Genomic DNA, 17,561 nt, shown 5'->3' with positions numbered 1-17,561 from the left:
TGACGCGGCGCTTTGCAGCGATGCCGGCGCGATGGCCCGCCGCCAGCGCCCGCCGGGCCGTATCTGCGGCCGTTCGAGAGCGCATAGGACTACCATGCGAGCACAAACACTGTTTCACGTCCTCGTTTCCCTCGTCTGCCTGGCCCCGGGCGCCAACGGTTGCGCGCTGCTGCTCGACCTCGACGAGTTCACAGATGAGCCGCCGGGCGCCGAGGGCACCAGCGGCATGGGCGGCGCTGGAGGTGAGGAGCCCGGATGCACGCCGGACGCCTCGGAGTCGTGTTATGGCGGCCCGCCGGTCACCAGAAACGAGGGCGCGTGCCGGGAAGGAAAGCGCACCTGTGCAGCCGACGGAACGTGGGGCGTATGCGCCGGCGAGATCCTGCCCGCGGTGGAGCGCTGCGAGGCGGCAGAGGATGAGGACTGCGATGGGCTGGAGTGCGTCGTCTGGGCGACGGCATACCAACAAACCAGCTCCGCCCAGCCCCTCGCCATCGCAAGCGATCCCGACGGGAGCGTGGTCGTCAGCGTGGCCTTCTCCGGCACGATCACCGTCGGCGACGAGACATTCGCTTCGGCTGACGCAACGGACGTGCTGCTCCTGAAGCTGAGCCCCGCAGGAGAGGCTTTATGGGCAAAGAAGTTCGGGGATCTGTCTGCTGACAACGCCTGGGGCCTCGCCGTGGACTCCAGGGGACACCCGGTCCTGGCCGGAGAGAGCACCTACGGTACCGACTTCGGCGGTGGACCACGGCAGGCAGGCCCCTTCGTCGCCCAGTTCGACCCATCGGGCAGGCACATCTGGAGCAAGAGCCTGGGAGGCGCGGGCACGCTCAAGGCGATAGCCATCGATCAAGACGATGACGTCATCGTGGTAGGCACGTTCGAAGGGCAGATCGACTTCGGCGGGGTTTCGCTCGAGTCCGCTGGCGAGCAGGACATCGTGGTCGCGAAGCTCGACGGGGCTACGGGCCTCGCGACCAAACCGGGCTGCTGGGCGCGCAGCTTTGGCGGCACGGGAGCTGAGGGCTCCAAGGCGGTCGCGGTCGACCAGTCAAAGAACATCTTCCTCACGGGCTGGTCCGACGGGACGGTCAGCTTCGGCACGCCGGGGCTGCCGATCGACGTAGAGAAGGGCAGCTTTGTCGTGAAGCTGACGCCGGCCGGGAACACTGGCTGGGCAACGCGCATGAGCGGGACGGGATTGCTCGACGCGAGGAGCATCACCGTGAGCTCCACGGGGCGGCCCGCGGTGGCGGGGTATTTTTCCGAAGACATGCAGGCGGGCACGCACGATTTGACGGCGAAAGATGGCATGGACGTCTTCGTGGTACAGCTCGATTCCGACGGCGAGGTCGGCTGGGCGCGTACATTCGGCGGCGACGACGATCAGCGCGCGCTGGGACTCGCTCGAGACCCTTCTGGCAATCTCGTCGTCGTTGGTGACGTGAGCGGGCAGATTGACTTCGGCGATGGCCTGATCAGGACGATGGGCGAGCAGGCCTTCGTTGCCAAGCTGACTCCCGACGCGGAGCTCGAATGGAACCGCTTCTTGGGCGCAGAGGCCATCCTGAGCGCCGTGGCCACCTCACCGGCAGGCGAGACGTTCGTCGCGGGCGCGACGAGAGCAGTGGATGCCGACTTTGGGACGGGCCCCCTACCCGGCATCGGAGACGGCATCTTCTACCGCCTCGTCGTCGCGAAGCTGGGCCGGTAAACCACAACGCGGCCCCGGAGCGCCAGGCGCACGTAGCGACGCCGGCGACAGCACACGCGAACGCAAGGTCATACGGGCTTCCCTGTGGAGCCTGCTCCGCACAGCGCGGGATCGAGGTCAACGTCGACGCGCGGCAGCGGGACTCGCCGCGATCCGGCTCGCCGCCTCGCGCCTCGGCAGCCGGAGGACCTCGCCGCGGGTCAAGGCGTAGCGAATCGCCTCAGTGTGGCGCACGTGCCGACGAGTTACGCGTCGAGCGAGCGAAATCAGCAGCCGCGCGCTTGAGGATCTCGACCCACCCGCTGTGGCATTCGTGTTGCTTCGCTCATACAGCACCCCGACACGGGGCCGGAGGTCGGTCGATGAGCAAGATTTTGCGTGGGATTGCGGCAGGTTACGGCGCGAAGAAGCTCGGCGGCGGGTGCTTCAGCACCATCCTCATCTTCGTCCTGCTCTGGTGGGTGCTGGGGCACTTCGGCATCTTCCGTTGAGCGCCGCCGCCGGCGCGCCGCTCAGCGCGACCGGCCCTTCTTCCGCTGCGCCTTGCGGGCGAAGAACGCCCTCCGCGCGTCCGAGGAGGCCGCGTTTTGCCGCTTCTTCACCTTGGGCGGGGCCTTCGCGAGCGGAATGTCGGGCGGCGGCTCGCCCAGGCGGCCCCGCGGCGTGAGCGACGCGCGCTGGAACGTGATGCGCTCGCCGGCCTTCTCGAACTCGTCGTCGCGCACCTGCACGAGGCCCGCCCGCACCAGGCCGCCGAGCAGGTGCTCGAAGTCGCGCCGCTCGAGCGAGCCGCCGGCGAACGCCTCCCGGTAGAGCCGGCCGGTCGGCTGCTCGCCGTCGCGGAGCGCGGCCAGGATCTTCGCGATCGCCTGCGCTTCGTCGCGGCTCGGCGCCCGGAACTCCCGCGCGGCGCAGGCGTCCGGCGCGCAGACGTCGCAGAGGCCGCACGGCTCGCCCGTGTCCTCCTGGTCGCCGAAATGGCGGACCAGGTGGAGCATGCGGCAGCCGTGGCCCTCGGTGAAGCGCGCCATCTGCGCGAGCTCGGCGAGCTTGTGGCGCCGCTGCGCCTCGTACGGAGCGCGCCACCCCGGCTCGCCCAGCGCGACACCCCCGTCGGCGTCGACGCGCGCGCCGCCGTGGATCCAGAGCTTCTCCAGGGCCTTCTCCGCCACCTCGGGATCCATCCCGAGATCGCCCAGGATCATCTCCTTCGGGCGAGGCTCTCCGGAGAGGACCCCCTCGATCCGCTGCAGGACCGCCGGATCCGGGTAATCGCGCTCGTGGAAGAACTCGTGCATACGCCGGTCGACATACGAGTGCATCAGCACGGCGCGCGACGGGAGGCCGTCGCGGCCGGCGCGGCCGATCTCCTGGTAATAGCCCTCGACGCTCCCGGGCAGCCCGGCGTGGATGACCGTGCGCACATCGGGCTTGTCGATGCCCATGCCGAAGGCGATCGTGGCGACGATGACCTCGATGTCGCCGTCCAGGAACGCCGCCTGGATCCGGTCGCGCACCGGGGCGGCGAGGCCGGCGTGGTACGCCTCGGCAGGGAGGTCTTCCGCGAGGCCCCGGGCGAGCGCCTCGGCCTCCTTCCGGGTCGGCGCATAGACGATGGCGGGCGTCCGACCGGCCTTCCCGAGCAGCGCGCGCGCCCGGGCGAGGCGGTCCCCTGGGCTCGCCTCGAGGATCTCGATCGCGAGGTTGCTCCGGCGGAAGCCGTGGATGAAACGCGCCGCGGAGGTGAGCCCGAGCTGCTCGACGATATCGTCCTGCACGACGGGCGTGGCCGTCGCGGTGAGCGCAATGACCGGCGCCGGGCGGAGCGCGGGCAGCCGCTGGCCGAGCATGCGGTAGTCAGGTCGGAAGTCGTGGCCCCATTTGGAGATGCAATGCGCCTCGTCCACGGCCACGAGCGCCGGCTTCCGGCGGGCGAGCAGCTCGGGGAAGCCGGGCACGCGGAGCCGCTCGGGGGCGATGAACAGGAAGTCGAGCGCGCCGTCGAGGTAATCGATGCAGGCCTTGCGGGACTCGGCCCGGCTCCGGCCGGAGTGGATGCGCTCGGCGGCGAAGCCGCACGCGCGGAGCTTCGCGGCCTGATCCTCCATGAGGGCGATGAGCGGGCTCACGACGAGCGTCGTGCCGCCGCGGGCGATCCCGGGGAGCTGGTAACAGAGGGATTTGCCGGCGCCGGTCGGCATGACGAGGAGCACGTCCTGCCCCGCGGCCGCCGTGCGGCAGACGGCCTCCTGGTAAGGGCGGAAGGCGCGGAAGCCGAAGCACTGCTGCAGTATCTCGGCGAGATCGGCCGGCCGGCGCGCCGGAGAGGCCACGACGGCCGCCGCGCGCGCCGGGGGCGCCGCGCTGGCCGCCGCAGGCGCCGGTGATACCGCGCTGGCCACACGCGCCGGCGATGCTGCGCTCGCCGCACGCGCCGGCGATGCCGCGCTGGCCGCGCGCGCCAAGGGAGCCGCGCTGGCCACACGCGCCGGCGACACCGCGCTCGCCGCTCGCCCCGCAGTGGACGGCACGGGACGTGTCGACCCGGACGCCTCCACGGGAAAGCCGGAAGCCGGTGAGATCGCCTGCGATGGTTCTCCCCGCCTCCCAGTCCCCTTGCTCCACTCCGTCGCTCGCCGCGGCGAGGCCGACACCGCCGCCGCTGCGGCGGTCCGGAGCGCGCCGTGGGACGCGGCGACCGGCGCACTTCCGGCGCTGCTACCCGAAGGACGGCGGGGCGGCGCGCGCGGCGCCTCGCGCTCCCGGGGAGCCTCCGGAGCCGCCGCCGGGGTTCCTCGCCCCCTCTCGGTCCCCCTCGTTTCACCGCCCTCTTGCGACAGCGACGCCGTCGCTTCCAGCGAGAACGCGGCGCCGCCCGCGGCGCGCCGCCCCGAGCGCACCTCCTCCACCACGTGGCGGACGTACGACGCGATTCCCTCCATGAAGGAAGAGAGATCCCCCCGGCCCCGGGCCATCTGGGCGAGCTTCGCCTCCCAGGCGCCCGTCATCCCGGGGCTCTTCACGTCGGCGTGGACGACCTCGATCAGCCCGACGCCCTTGTCGGTCGCGTGGAGGAGCTTGCCCTTGCGCACGATGTACTCGCGCCGGAGGAGCGTCTCGATGATCGCGGCCCGCGTCGCCGGCGTGCCCAGGCCCGAGTCCTTCATCGCCTCGGAGAGCTCCTTCTCCTCGAGGCTGCTGCCGGCCGTCTCCATCGCGGTGAGCAGCGTCGCCTCGGTGAAGCGCGGGGGCGGGCGGGTCTTCTTCGCCTGCGCCTGCGCGTCGAGCACGAGCTGCACCTCGCCCCGCGCGAGGCCCGGCGGGAGCGCCTGATCCGCGGTCTCGCGCTCCGCCTCCCCCTCCCCGCCTTCCCCCTCCCCGCCCCCGCGTTCCCCCTGCTTGCGCGGCTTCGCGGGCGGCCTGCCGAAGCCGATGTCGAGCACCTTCCAGCCGACCTTCTCCACCACGCTGCCCGCGCTGTGGTAGCGATCCACGACGGGCGCGCCGCCCGGGACGCGCGTCGTGATCGCGGTGATCACCGTCGTGATCGAGGTGACGTGATCCTCGTGCCACGCCGAGAGCAGCCGGCGGCAGACGAGATCGAAGATCTTCTGCTCGTCGGGCGCGAGCTCCCCGCGCGGCGGCCGCGCGCCGGTCGGGATGATGGCGTGGTGATCGCCGACCTTGCCGTCGTCGACGAAGCGCTTGCCGAGCGGCCGCACCCCCGTCCCGGGGGCGAGCAGGCCGCGGTACGGGGCCTCGTCGCCGATCGCCTGCACCACCCCGCCCAGCGTGGCCGCGACCTCCGTCGAGAGGTGCCGGCTGTCGGTGCGCGGATAACTGATGAGCTTCCGGCGCTCGTACAGCGCCTGCGCGATCTCGAGCGTGCGCTGCGCGGAGAAGCCATAAAGACGGTTGGCGTGCCGCTGGAGCTCGGTCAGGTCATAGAGCAGCGGCGGCGGGAGGCGGCGGGACTCGGACTCGACCGCATCGATGCGCGCCTCGCCGCGCCGGGCCCGCTCGACGACGCGCCGCGCCTCCTCGCCGTCCGGCGGCAGGCGCCGCCGCGCGGGCGAGGTCTCGCTCTTTTCACCGCCCGCGCCGCCGGGCTTCTCGCCGGGGAGCTCGCCGTCGCGGAAATACGTGCCCTTGTAGGAGGGCACCTCCGCCGCGCCGGCGCCGCCCTCGCGGCCCTCCTCGCGGAACGGTCGAAACGTGGCGACCACCTCGAGGTACGGCTCCGGGACGAACCGGCGGATCGCGAGCTCGCGCTCGACGACCATGGAGAGCGTGGGCGTCTGCACGCGGCCGACCGAGAGGTCCTGGTCGAAGGCCAGGCTGTACGCGCGCGAGAGGTTCATCCCGACGAGCCAGTCCGCCCGGCTGCGCCCGCGCGCGGCGTCGGCGAGGCCGTCGTAGCCCCGCGCGTCGCGCAGCCGCCGGAGCCCGCCGCGGATGGCGTCGGGCGTGAGCGACGAGATCCAGAGCCGGTCCACCGGCTTGGTGCAGCCCGAGGCCTCGTAGATGTAACGAAAGATGAGCTCGCCTTCCCGGCCCGCGTCCGTCGCGCAGACGACGCGCTCGACGTCGCGCCGGCAGAGGATCTTCCGGACCACCTCGAACTGCGCCCGCGTCCTGGGGAGGACGACGAGCGGAAACCGCCCGGGCAGCATCGGGAGGAGGTCGAGGCGCCAGCGCTTCCAGGCGGGATCGATCTGGTGCGGCTCGGCGATGGCCACGAGGTGCCCTATCGCCCACGTGACGACGTAGCCGCCCCCCTCGAGGAACCCCTCGGCGCGCCGCGCGGCGCCGAGCACCGCGGCGATGTCGCGGGCGACGGCGGGCTTCTCTGCGACCACGGCGATCATGTGGGGACCCGGGGGCCAGGCGCCGCCTGCGCTTCCCGAGGGTGCGGTGATAGCGCGTGCCGCGCTGGAGCGGTATGGAGAAGCGCGCCGGCCGGGAAGCCGCGCCCGGCCCGGGCAGCGCCGGCAGCACCGCGCCGCGGAGCGCGGCGCCACCGAGCGGCGGGCGGCGCCACGGCAGACGCCGCCCGCAAACGGCGCGGAGCGGACAGGCAGACGACCGGCGGCCCGCAGCTCCCGATCGGGTGGTGGCCCGATTCCACCATGGACGCGGCGGGTCGAGGAGCCCTGAGCGATGTCCTTGGCGCCTTCAATGCTGGGCAACGCTGAAGTACCCTTCGACAATGACGTCTCGTTCGTGGCGGTGGGTGGTTTGCCTCCTCGTCGCCGTGCTGGGCGCCGCGTGCACCCCCTCCGAGAAGAGGACGATCCGCGTCGCGATCGGCACCCAGAACGCGACGATCAACTGCGCCACGGGCGGGCTGCTCCTCCGCGAGCTCTCCCTGCTCGAGAGATTCCTCCCCAGGGAAGGCGCCTACAAGGACATCGAGTACGAGATCGTGTGGAAGGACTTCCCGTCCGGTCCGCCGATCACGGCCGAGATGATCGCCGGACACCTCGATTTCGGCATGATGGCCGACTTCCCCGCGGTGATGAACGGCGTCGCGTCGCAGCAGGCCGGGAAGCGCAACCTCTACATCGCGGCGCTGTCCGGCAGCGCCGCCGGCGCCGGCAACGGGATCCTCGTCCCGATCGGCTCCCCGGCGCACACCCTGGCCGATCTCAGGGGCAAGCGCATCTCCGTGGCGTTCGGCTCGACGGCGCACGGGATGCTGCTGCGCGCGCTGGGCGACCTCGGCATGGATCCGGCGCGGGACGCCGCGATCGTGTCCCAGCAGCCCGCCGATGCCGAGGCGGCGCTGCGGTGGAACACCATCGACGCCCACGCCGGGTTCGTCCCCTTCGCCGAGCTGTTCCCCTTCCGCGGCGTCGCCAGGAAGATCCACGACGGGGCGCTCACGCAGACGCCCACCTCGCACGGCATGCTGGTGCGCGCCGCGTACGCGGAGGAGCACCCCGAGGTCGTCGTCGGGCTCCTCCGCGCGGTCATCGAGGCCGATCGGATCCTCGAGCGGGAGCCCGAGCGGTACAGCGAGGTGATCGAGCAGGTGACCGGCGTCGACGCCGAGGTGGCCTACATGTTCCACGGTCCCCTCGGGATCCAGACGCGCGACGTCGCCCTGAAGCCCGAGTTCCTTCACGGGCTGCGGGTCGCGGCGGACACCCTGGTGCTCCTCAGGCGGGCAGAAGACCCCCTCGACATCGATCAGTTCGTGGACGATCGGTATGTCCGGCGGGCGTTCGAGGCGGCGGGCGTGAGCTACGAGGAGCGGCTCGCGCGGACCGCCAAGGTGCCCATCACGGGGGCCGACGCGCTCACCGGCGCGCCGATCGCGGATCCGAAGCGCGCGGCGCAGATCTGGGTGGAAGGCGAGGCTTGGGTCCGCCCGTACGGGAGCCCCGCCACCGCGCTCGCGGCGCGCCGGAAGCTCGGGGCCGAGGGGCGGACGATCCGCGCCATGTTCGTGCACGACCGGCACACCGGGCTGAAGCTGCTGGCCGAGCAGGCGTGGTACGCCGAGTCGCCGGACGGCGACCTCGCCGCCTTCCTGTCGAAGGATTACGCGGAGACCTGGGCCCGCGAACGGAAAGGCGCGGTGAAGCAGCTGGCCGAGCTCAAGGTCGAGCCCACGTCGAGGCCGCTCGCCGAGCTCAAGGCCGGGCCCGCGCCAGCGCCGCCGCCCTCGGGGCGATGAGGCCGACTCACACCGGACTCCCGAGGATCACACGCTCTCCAGCACCCCATGCCCTGAGCCGCGCGGCGACGTGTACGCGCCAATGCGCCGTTCGAGCCTCCAGCTGTCGCCCGGCGAAAAGCCGCGTCGCGACCCTCCGACGCTCACGCCAGCATCGTGGACCACACCGTGGCGCCGCTCTCCAGGCAGGTCGAGAGCATTGCCACACGGACGAAACCGTCGTGAAACACGAACCACACCGAGGCAACACCGAGGCAACACCCAGGCAACACAGCAACGCGCGGTGACGGCGCGCAAAGGCAAGAGGCCAGAAGGAGACATGTGGGAGACAAGCAGGCATGCAGCAAGGGGCAGAAGAGCCCTGAGCCAGACGCGGCCGCGAGGCGGCGAGGAGGCGAGGCGAGCCGCGAGCCAGGCTTGTGCAGGCCTGTCCAACGTGGGATAAATCCTTATAGGTCTTCAAAACCATTCGGCAATTGGGTACCGTGTTCCACCGCGCCGCGCGCGGGACGTCCCCCGTCATGGTAGACCCAGGACACGACATCGCGCCGACGCGAGGCGCGCGCCGACGCCGGAAAAGGAGAGACGGTTGAGGGCCCTCATCGTCCGCGTCCGTTCGTGGATGTGCGCGCTCCCGCTCACGGCCGTGGCCGAGACGATGCGCGTCCTCCCCATCCGGAGCATCCCGGGCGCGCCGCGGTTCGTGCGCGGGCTCGCGGTCATCCGGGGCGCGCACGTGCCCGTGGTCGACGTCGCGGCGCTGCTCGGCGCCGCCGACGGGCGGCGCGGGGCGCGCCTGGTCTCGGTCCGAGCCGGGGCGCGGCCGCTGGCGCTCGAGGTCGACGAGGTGCTCGGCATCGAGCGCCTGGACCTGGCCACCCTCGAGCGGACGCCGCCGCTCCTCTCGGCGGCCCTGCCCGAATGCGTGGACAGCCTCGGGACGCTCGACGGGCAGGCGCTCGCGCTGATCGAGACCGCGCGGCTCCTGCCCGAGGGCGCGTGGCCGTCCCTCGACGGGGGCGCGGCGTGAGCCCCGCCGCGCCGCTCGAACTCGGCCCGCTGGAGGAGTTCCTCGAGGAGCGCCTCGGCCTCTCGCGCGCGTCCCTGCACCTCGGCGCGGACCTCGAGGCCGTGCTGCGCGAGCGCGTCCGCGCGCGCGGGTGCGCCGACCTCGACGTGTACCGGCGGGAGCTCGACCGGCCCGAGTTCGCTCGCGAGGAGCTCCACGTCCTCGCCGGGCAGCTCACCGTCGGGGAGACGTACTTCTTCCGGGAGTGGCCGCAGATCGAGGCGTTCGTCGAGATCGCCATGCCGGAGCGGTTCGCCGCGCGCCCCGACGGCGACCCGATCACCGTGCTCTCCGCCGGCTGCGCCTCGGGCGAGGAGGCGTACTCGCTCGCGATCGCGCTCCAGGGCGCCTACCCCGGGATCATCCCGAACCGCATCCGGGTCGTCGGCGTCGACGTCAACCCGATCGCGATCCAGCGGGCGCTGCGAAGGAGGTACTCGGAGTGGACCCTGCGGGCGGTCCCGGACGACGTGCGCAAGCGCTGCTTCGTCCGCGCCGGGGAGGACGCCGAGCTGCGCAAGGAGATCGCCGCGCTCGTCGACTTCAGGGTGAAGAACCTCCTCGAGGACGACCCCACCTTCTGGAGGCCCGGCGCGTTCGACGCGATCTTCTGCCGCAACGTTCTCATGTACCTCGCGCCCCAGAAGACGGTCGAGCTCCTCGAGCGCTTCGCCGGCGCGCTCGCGCCGCGCGGGTTCTTGTTCCTCGCCTCCAGCGAGTCGCTCCGCGCCACGAGCGCCGCCTTCGACGTGGCGCACACGCACGGCATCTTCTACTACCGGCGGAGCGCCGCGCTGCCCCGCCGGGCGCCCGTGGACGCGGCGCGCGGGAGCGCGTGGGTCGCGAGCATCCACGAGGCCTCGGCGCGCGTCGCCGAGGTGGCCCAGCGCGTGTCGCCGCCCGCGCGGCCGGGGGCGCCGCGCGCGGCCGGCGAGGCCCGGAAGGCCGGCGCGGGCAGGCCGCTCGGGCCGGCGGAGCTCGCGGCGGTCGACCGGGCGCTCCAGCTCATCGGCGGCGAGCGGTTCGCCGACGCGATGGCCGCGCTCGCAGCGCTGCCCGCCGAGGCCGCGTCGGACGCGCACGTCGAGCTGCTGCGCGCCGTGATCCTCTGCCAGCAGGGGGATCTGAGCCGCGCCGAGCGCGCCTGCCAGAACGCGCTCGACGCGGGCGACGACGGCGCCGCGCACTACGTGCTCGGCCTGTGCCAGGAGCAGGCGGGCGACACCGCCGGCGCCGCGCAGCACTACAAGGCCGCGGCGCGGCGCGATCCGAGCTTCGCGATGCCCCACCTCCGGCTCGGCATGCTCGCGCGGCGCGCCGGCGACATGAAGACGACGCGCGACGAGCTCGCGCGCGCGGCCGAGCTGCTCGTCGCCGAGCAGCACGAGCGGCTCGTGCTGTTCGGCGGCGGCTTCCCGAGGGCGGCGCTCATCGGCCTCTGCCAGGCCGAGCTCCGGGCCCAGGGAGGGCGCGGCTGATGGAGCGGGCCCGCCTCGCCCGCCGCCTGGCCGAGCTGCAGCAGGCCTTCGACGCCTCGTTCGCCCGGTCCGCGGAGGCGTGCCCCGAGGAGGCCGCGCGCGCCCTCGCGATCCGCGCGGGAGGGCGCAGGCTCGTCGTGCGCATCGAGGAGCTCGCCGCCGTCGAGCCCTACCGCCGCACCGCGCCGCTCGCCGGCGGCCCGCCGGGGCTCCTCGGGCTCGCCGGCCTGCGCGGCCGGCTCGTCGCCGTGTACGACCTCGCCGCGCTCCTCGGCGGCCGCCCGCGCGGCGGCGCGGACGTCGCGGGCGGCGCGGGCGGGGGCGGCGAAGGATCGAGGCCCGCGCCGCGCTGGCTCCTCGTGTGCGCGAGGAGCCCCGACCTCGCGCTCGCCGTCGACGAGATCGAGCGCCACGTCGGCTTCTCGAGCGCCGACGTGCGCCCGCTCAGCGGCGGGGACCCGGGGGGGCACGTCGGCGAGGCGGTCGAGATCGACGGCGCGCCGCTCGGCATCCTCCGCGTCCCGTCCGTCGTGGCCGCCGTGCTCGCGAGGGCCCAGGGCGGCGCAGAACGTTCCAAGGGAGATCGATGAAGTCGACCACGTGGACCATCCCGCAACAGATCGCGGCCAGCCTCTGCTTGCCGCTCATCGTGCTGATCCTGCTCGGCGTCGTCTCCGTCCACAACGCGGCGAACCTGCTCGAGATCAGCGAGGAGCTGAAGCAGGACTACCGGGTGCTCTCGGAGCTCGACGAGCTCCACGGCCACTTCCTCGACGCGGAGACGAGGCAGCGGGGGTTCGTGATCACCGGGGACGCGGCCTTCCTGGAGCCCTACGAGCTCGCGCTGCACGCGCTCGACGGCGACTACGAGGAGCTGCGCAAGCTGACGCGGAGCAACCGGAACGCGCAGGATCGGCTCGACCGGATCCGGCCGCTCATGCGGGACAAACGCGAGGAGATGCGCCTCACGATCGAGCAGCGCCGCCGCGAGGGCGCGGAGGCCGCGGCGAGGATGGTCGCGGACGGCCGGGGCCAGCGCATCATGGATGAGATCCGCGCCATCACCGCCGAGCTCCGGGCCGAGGAGACGCGCCTGCTCGCGGCGCGCGAGGCGCAGGCGTCGGAGAGCGAGCGGCGCCTGCTCGCCACGCTCACCGCGGGCTCGGTGTTCACCATCCTCGTGGTCGCCGGGATCGGCTTCGTGATCATCCGCGGCATCAACCGCCGCATCAACACCGCGACCCGCCGGATCGAGAGCTCGGCGACGGAGCTCCAGGCGGCGGCCACGCAGCAGGCGCAGGGGTCGAAGGAGCAGGCGACCACCTCCAGCGAGGTCTCGACGACGATGAAGGAGCTGCTCTCGACGTCCCACCAGATCGCCGAGAGCACGCAGCGGGTGACGCAGATCGCCGCCGAGACCGCCTCGGCCGCGCGCGCCGGTGACGACACCGTGCGGCGGGCGCGCGAGGGCATCGTCGCGGTCGAGCGGCAGGTCGAGAAGATCGTCATGCACATGATCGACTTCGGCAAGAAGTCGCAGCAGATCGGCGGGATCCTCCAGATCATCAACGAGCTCGCCGAGCAGACGAACATCCTCGCGATCAACGCGACCATCGAGGCCGCCGGCGCGGGGGACGCGGGCCGGCGCTTCGGGGTGGTCGCCGACGAGATCAGGAAGCTCGCCGACCGGGTGGGCGGGTCGACCAAGGAGATCCGGACGCTCATCGAGGAGATCAGCGCGGCCGCGAACACGACCGTGATCGCGACCGAGACGGGCTCGAAGGCCGTGGACGCGAGCGCGCGCCAGTTCAGCGAGGTCGCCGCGAGCTTCCTGCAGATCTCGGAGCTCGTCAGCAGCACCGCCGAGGCCTCGCGCGAGATCGAGCTCAGCACCAAGCAGCAGGCGACGGCGGTCGAGCAGGTCAACGCGGCCCTGCTCGACGTGGCGCGCACCGCGCGCGAGACCGAGGCGAGCTCGAGCGTGACGCTGAAGACGTCGTCCGAGCTGGCGGCGCTCTCGAAGGACCTCGTCCGCCTCATCCAGCGGCCGGAGCGGGCGTAGGAGCGGGCCCGGTGAGCGACCTCTACAAGTACTTCCGCATGGAGGCGCAGGAGCTCGCGGACGGGCTCGCGTGGGGGTTGCTCGATCTCAAGAAGCAGGGCGGCAAGGGCGCGGCGCTCGACCAGTGCTTCCGGCTGGCGCACACGCTCAAGGGCGCCGCCGGCGCGGCCAAGCAGCTCAAGGTCGCCGAGCTCGCGCACGCGGTCGAGGACGTGCTCATGCCGTTCCGGAACGACCAGCAGCCGATCCCGGCCGCGCACATCGGCGAGCTCATGCAGATCATCGGGCTCATCCGGGACGAGGTCGGGCTGCTCGCCCTGCAGCGCGATCCCGACGAGGGCGCGGGCGGCCGCTCCCCGTCGCGCCGCGCGCACGACGAGCTCGCGCGCGTCGATCTCGCCCTCGTCCACGACCTCGCCGACGAGATCGGCGAGGCCATCGTGCAGATCGAGGCGCTGCGGAGCGGCACGGAGGCGCTCGCGCGCGCCGAGCGCCTCGCGGACGCGCTCGGGACCGTCGGCACGCAGGAGGAGACGGCGCGCGGGCTCGGCGAGCTCGGCGCGAAGCGGGCCACGACGCTGTTCAACGAGCTGCGCGCGGCGCTGGGCCTCGCCCGCGCGGAGCTCACCGCGAGCGTCGACCGGCTCTCCGGCGAGCTCCGGAGCGCGCAGGCGCGCACGCGCGAGCTGCAGCTCCAGCCGTGCGCCGGCGTGCTCGAGGCGGTCGAGCTCGCCGTCCGCGAGGCGGCGGAGTCGCTCGGAAAGAGGGTGGAGTTCGAGGCGAGCGGCGGCGACATCCGGCTCGACAGCTCGGTGATCTCCGCGCTCCGGGACGCGACGCTGCACATGGCGAGGAACGCGGTCGATCACGGGATCGAGCCCGAGCCCGCGCGGCTCGCCGCGGGGAAGCCGGCCGCCGGGAGGATCAGGTTCCACGTCGAGCAGCGGGGCAGCCGGGTCGCCTTGATCTGCAGCGACGACGGCCGCGGCGTCGATCTGGCCGCCGTCCGGAGGGCGGTCGTCCGCGCGGGCCTCCGCGACGAGGGCGCGGCGGGCGAGCTCGCCGCCGAGGAGGCGCTGGATTTCATCTTCGACCCGGGGGTGAGCACGTGCGAGTCGATCACGGCGCTCTCGGGCCGCGGCGTCGGCCTCGACGTGGTGCGCGAGACCGCGGCGAAGCTCAGCGGGACGGCGCGCGCGTCGAGCCAGCCAGGGCGCGGCACGACGATCGAGATCGTGGTCCCGGTCTCGATGTCGTCGATCACGGCGCTCAGGTTCGAGGACGGCGGCCATGCGGCGCTCCTGCCGCTCGACGCGGTCCGGGGCGCGCTCCGGCTCGGGGCGGGCGAGATCGTCCGCGGCGCCGAGCGCGACGGGATCGTGGTCGAGGGGCGCGTCGCGCCGTTCGCGCGGCTCGCCGCCGTGCTCGGCGCGCCGGAGCCGAGCGACGAGCCGCGCTGCGCGCTGATCGTGGCGGCGGGCGCGTCGGTCGCGGTCGTGGGCGCCGAGCGCCTGCTCGGCGCCGTCCCCGTCGTCGTGCGGCCGCTCCCCGCGGCGGCCGGGTCGCCGCCCGCGGTGTCGGGGGCCAGCTTCGACGCGCGCGGCAACCCGCTGCTGGTCCTCGATCCGCGCGGCGTGATCGAGGCCGTGCGCGCCGCCGGCCCGGGCCGCGCGGCGGGCCGCGCGCGGGGCGCGCCGCCGCCGATCCTCGTCGTGGACGACTCGCTCACGACCCGGATGCTCGAGCAGGGCATCCTGGAGTCCGGCGGGTACGAGGTCGATCTCGCGTCCTCAGGCGAGGAGGGCCTGTCGAAGGCGGCCGCTCGGCGCTATGGGCTCTTCCTCGTGGACGTGGAGATGCCCGGCATGAACGGCTTCCAGTTCGCCGCGCACGTCCGCGCCGATCCCGCGCTGCGCGACACGCCGCTCGTCATCGTGACGTCGCTCTCGTCGGCGGCCGATCGCCGCCGCGCCGAAGGCGCGGGGGCGGACGCGTACATCGTGAAGGGCGAGTTCGATCAGCAGCGGCTGCTCGACACGGTCGCCGAGCTCCTCCGGAAGGCGCCGCGGGGAGGCCCCTCATGAGCCTGTCGCCGAGGGCCGAGCCCCGCCCCCCCGGCAAGCGGATCCGCGTGCTGGTCGTCGACGACTCGCGGACGGTCCGCCGGCGCATCGTCGCCGCGCTCGCGGCGGACCACGAGATCGAGGTCGTCGGCGAGGCCGCCGACGGGGAGGCGGCGATCGCGCGCTGCGAGCAGCTGCGGCCGGACGTGATCACGCTCGACATGATGATGCCGCGGATGAGCGGGCTCGCGGTGACCGAGCACGTGATGGCCTATTTCCCGACGCCGATCCTCATCGTCTCGGCCTCGCTCGAGCGCGGCGAGGCGATGGGCACGTTCGACGCGCTGGCGGCGGGCGCCGTCGACGTGCTCGACAAGCCCGGGGCCGACGGGGCGGGCGGCGCCTGGGACCTGCGGCTCCTCGCCGCGGTGAAGCGCGTCGCCCGCATCAAGGTGATCACCCACCTCCGCCGGAAGCTCCGGCCGTCGCGGCCGGCGCCCGCGCCGGAGGCCTCCCGCGCCGCCGACGACGCGGCGCAGTACCGCGTGATCGCGATCGGCGCCTCGACCGGGGGCCCGTCCGCCGTCGCCGACGCGCTGAGCCCGCTGCCGGCGTCGTTCCCGGTGCCCATCCTGCTGGTGCTGCACATCGGCGCGCCGTTCGCGCCCGCGTTCGCGGAGTGGCTCGGGTCGCGGCTCTCCCTCCCGGTCTCGATCGCGGCCGACGGCGAGCCGCTCGCGCGCGGCGGCGCGCCCGGCGTGACGCTGGCGCTGCCCGACCGGCACCTCGTCGTGCAGCAGGGCCGGCTCCGCCTGACGGCCGATCCGGAGCGGCACTCGTGCCGCCCCTCCATCGACGTGCTCTTCACGTCGGTGGCCGAGCAGCTCGGCGAGCGCGCCATCGGCTGCCTGCTCACGGGGATGGGCCGCGACGGCGCCGAGGGGATGCTCGCCATGAAGCGCGCCGGCGCCATGACGATCGCGCAGGACGAGCCGTCGTCGGTCGTCTTCGGGATGCCGAGGGAGGCCATCGCGCTGGGGGCGGCGCGCTACGTCTTATCTGCAGCAACCATCGGCCCTACCTTGCTCGCGCTGTCGAGGAGCAGAAGGGAACCAGCATGAAACCGCACGTCCTGATCGTCGATGACAGCCTCACGATACGCATGGATCTCCGGAGCCTGCTCACCACCGGCGCCGGGTTCGTCGTGACGGCGTGCGAGACCAAGGCGCTTGCCCAGAAGGTGCTGAGGACGAAGACCTTCTCCCTCGCGATCCTCGACGTCCTCTTGCCGGACGGCGACGGGCTCGACGTCCTCCGGGAGATCCGCTCGACGCCCGATCTCATGCACATCCCGGTCATCCTGCTGTCCACCGAGGTCGAGGTGAGGCACCGGATCCAGGGCCTGAGCACGGGCGCCGACGAGTACATCGGGAAGCCGTACGACGGGAGCTACCTCGTCCTGCGCGCGACGGAGCTCGTGAGCCAGCACCGCACCGGGGTGCGCGCCCCGGGGGGCGGCCCCTCCTCGGTGAGCGGCAAGAAGATCCTCGTCGTGGACGACAGCCCGACGTACCGCGCCTCGCTCGGGCATTTCCTGAGGCAGGACGGCTGCGACGTGATCCCGGCGCAGTCGGGGGAAGAGGCCCTGAGCCTGCTCGCCGTCGAGCGGGTCGACTGCGTGATCATGGACCTCCTGATGCCGGGGATGGGCGGGCTCGAGGCGGCGCGGAGGATCAAACAATCGAGCGCCCTGTGCCACATTCCCGTGGTTGTCCTGACAGGGCACGACGACGCCGGGACGCGGGAGGAGGGCGCGCGCATCGGCGTGGACGACTTCGTGCTGAAGACGCCCGAGCTCGCCATGCTGCGGAAGCGGCTGCGCACGCTGTTCCGGCCGCGGTCGTCGCCGGGCGTGGACGGCGGGGCGCCCCCGAGGCGCGCGGGGAGCAACCCGGACGAGGCGCCGCCGAGCTCGCGCGCGGGGGCGATCACGAAGAGCATGATGCCGCTGGAAGGCTCGCTGTTCGATCAGGTGGTCGCCGCGAGCGGGCTCTCCAGCGTGATCGGGCCGAGCACGATCGTGCGGGCGTGCCGGCGGGCCGGGATCGAGCCGCGGTCGATGTCGCCCGAGGACCTGTACCGGGCGCTGCCGGCCATCCATGAGACGCTGCGGATGTTCCTCAACGAGGAGGACTCGGAGCGCGGGATCGCGGCCATCGGGGTGCTGGCGCGAGGGGCGGCTAGCGCTACCGGGTGATCTGCACGGCACGCGCTGGCGGGGGGCTGTACGCGGCGGACGCGGGGGGCGCTTGGGATCCGCCAAGACTGGGGCGGGGGGGGCTCGCGCTTGGGACACCGCCCGGCATGTCTCGCTTCGGGCCTTGCTGGCTGGGACGTTATGGTGCGCGCCACACAAGGCGCGCCTGGGGCGTCGAGCTGACAGAGAGCTTATGGTACCTCGCTCGGTGCTCTGGCGCGCCCCCCGCGTCC

The 17,561-nt window shown here is 73.1% G+C and carries 11 protein-coding genes; 10 read left to right on the top strand and 1 reads right to left on the bottom strand.

The window, feature by feature from the left end; all coding sequences use genetic code 11:
• Positions 1 to 94: 94 nt before the first annotated feature.
• Positions 95 to 1,717, top strand: a complete 1,623-nt coding sequence (locus WMF43_RS20250; RefSeq protein ID WP_437682446.1) for an SBBP repeat-containing protein — start codon at positions 95 to 97, stop codon at positions 1,715 to 1,717.
• A 362-nt stretch (positions 1,718 to 2,079) separates the two neighbouring features.
• The gene (locus tag WMF43_RS20245; RefSeq protein ID WP_020736078.1) at positions 2,080 to 2,208 is read left to right on the top strand and encodes a hypothetical protein; all 129 of its coding nucleotides are present in this window, start codon (positions 2,080 to 2,082) and stop codon (positions 2,206 to 2,208) included.
• A gap of 21 nt (positions 2,209 to 2,229) precedes the next feature.
• Here the strand turns inward: WMF43_RS20245 and WMF43_RS20240 are convergent, their stop codons facing one another.
• A complete protein-coding gene (locus tag WMF43_RS20240) occupies positions 2,230 to 6,585 on the bottom strand; it encodes a DNA topoisomerase 3 (RefSeq protein ID WP_437682444.1) in 4,356 nt (1,451 codons plus the stop codon).
• Positions 6,586 to 6,926: 341 nt separating this feature from the next.
• Here WMF43_RS20240 and WMF43_RS20235 point away from each other — a divergent pair, with 341 nt between their 5' ends.
• The 8 genes from WMF43_RS20235 (at position 6,927) to WMF43_RS20200 (ending at position 17,328) form a co-directional block, all read left to right on the top strand.
• The gene (locus WMF43_RS20235) at positions 6,927 to 8,399 is read left to right on the top strand and encodes an ABC transporter substrate-binding protein (RefSeq protein WP_437682442.1); all 1,473 of its coding nucleotides are present in this window, start codon (positions 6,927 to 6,929) and stop codon (positions 8,397 to 8,399) included.
• Between the two features lie 589 nt (positions 8,400 to 8,988).
• Positions 8,989 to 9,429 (top strand): chemotaxis protein CheW, encoded by a 441-nt coding sequence (locus WMF43_RS20230; protein ID WP_437682440.1) that lies wholly within the window; start codon positions 8,989 to 8,991, stop codon positions 9,427 to 9,429.
• Entirely contained in the window at positions 9,426 to 10,946 is a 1,521-nt protein-coding gene (locus WMF43_RS20225) for a CheR family methyltransferase (protein ID WP_437682438.1), read from the top strand. The genes WMF43_RS20230 and WMF43_RS20225 overlap by 4 nt, the downstream gene beginning before the upstream one ends.
• Entirely contained in the window at positions 10,946 to 11,536 is a 591-nt protein-coding gene (locus tag WMF43_RS20220; RefSeq protein ID WP_437682437.1) for a chemotaxis protein CheW, read from the top strand. The genes WMF43_RS20225 and WMF43_RS20220 overlap by 1 nt, the downstream gene beginning before the upstream one ends.
• Entirely contained in the window at positions 11,533 to 13,008 is a 1,476-nt protein-coding gene (locus WMF43_RS20215; protein ID WP_437682435.1) for a CHASE3 domain-containing protein, read from the top strand. Before WMF43_RS20220 ends, WMF43_RS20215 begins: the two co-directional genes overlap by 4 nt.
• Before the next feature lie 11 nt (positions 13,009 to 13,019).
• Positions 13,020 to 15,092 (top strand): hybrid sensor histidine kinase/response regulator, encoded by a 2,073-nt coding sequence (locus WMF43_RS20210; RefSeq protein ID WP_437682433.1) that lies wholly within the window; start codon positions 13,020 to 13,022, stop codon positions 15,090 to 15,092.
• On the top strand, positions 15,089 to 16,192 hold the full coding sequence (gene cheB, locus WMF43_RS20205; protein ID WP_437682431.1) for a chemotaxis-specific protein-glutamate methyltransferase CheB: 1,104 nt from the start codon (positions 15,089 to 15,091) through the stop codon (positions 16,190 to 16,192). The genes WMF43_RS20210 and cheB overlap by 4 nt, the downstream gene beginning before the upstream one ends.
• Positions 16,189 to 17,328 carry a response regulator gene (locus WMF43_RS20200; RefSeq protein WP_437682429.1) on the top strand — a complete coding sequence of 380 codons (1,140 nt, stop codon included), beginning with the start codon at positions 16,189 to 16,191 and terminating at the stop codon, positions 17,326 to 17,328. The genes cheB and WMF43_RS20200 overlap by 4 nt, the downstream gene beginning before the upstream one ends.
• The last annotated feature ends 233 nt before the right edge of the window (positions 17,329 to 17,561 follow it).

The organism is Sorangium sp. So ce131 (genome assembly GCF_051519095.1).
Classification (GTDB): domain Bacteria; phylum Myxococcota_A; class Polyangia; order Polyangiales; family Polyangiaceae; genus Sorangium.
The sequence above is the reverse complement of the archived record's forward strand: the minus strand, read 5'-3'. Positions and strand labels throughout refer to the sequence as shown.